This is a genomic window from Bradyrhizobium sp. P2_E8 (genome assembly GCF_056403875.1).
The window spans coordinates 1-552 of record NZ_JBFUES010001903.1 but is presented as its reverse complement, the minus strand read 5'-3'; the positions used below and the strand labels follow the sequence as shown (position 1 = coordinate 552).

Sequence of the window (552 nt, the reverse complement as noted above, 5' to 3'; positions counted from 1 at the left end):
GCTTTTGCCCCTTGAAAAGCGGCCTTGCAGTCCCCATCTAGTCTTTAACGGCGACGTTGAGAGATAAACTCCGGCGCTGGAACGACCTTGGAATAGCTCAGGCCGCGCCGGATGTACGCGCGGTCCGCCGTTCCGGGGTCGTTGGCATTTTGGGGGCCCTTTTTGGCCCTTCCCCTTGGAAACCCCGGCTTGGCAGCGCAGGACGCGGCGGATATACGCTGCCGTCATGAATGAAGCGATCAGACCGGGCTCCGACAACCCGCCCCAGGCTCAAGAGGGGCCGGAACTGTCGGTCATCGTCCCGACCTTCAACGAGCGCGACAACGTCACGGTGCTCTACCGGCGCCTGGAGGCGACGCTCCCCAACGTCGCCTGGGAGGTCGTGTTCGTTGACGACAATTCACCCGACGGCACCTGGGACGTCGTGCGCGCGCTGGCGCAGCGTGACAGCCGCGTGCGCTGTGTCCGCCGCATCGGCCGCCGCGGCCTGTCCGGCGCCTGCATCGAGGGCATCCTGGCCTCCAGCGCGCCCTTTGTCGCTGTGATCGACGC

At 65.9% G+C, this 552-nt stretch carries 1 protein-coding gene; it reads left to right on the top strand.

Annotated features, from left to right (window positions below; translation table 11 throughout):
* Positions 1-226 precede the first annotated feature (226 nt).
* On the top strand, positions 227-552 hold a 326-nt coding region (locus AC1D00_RS44610), incomplete at its 3' end, for a glycosyltransferase (protein ID WP_477015146.1).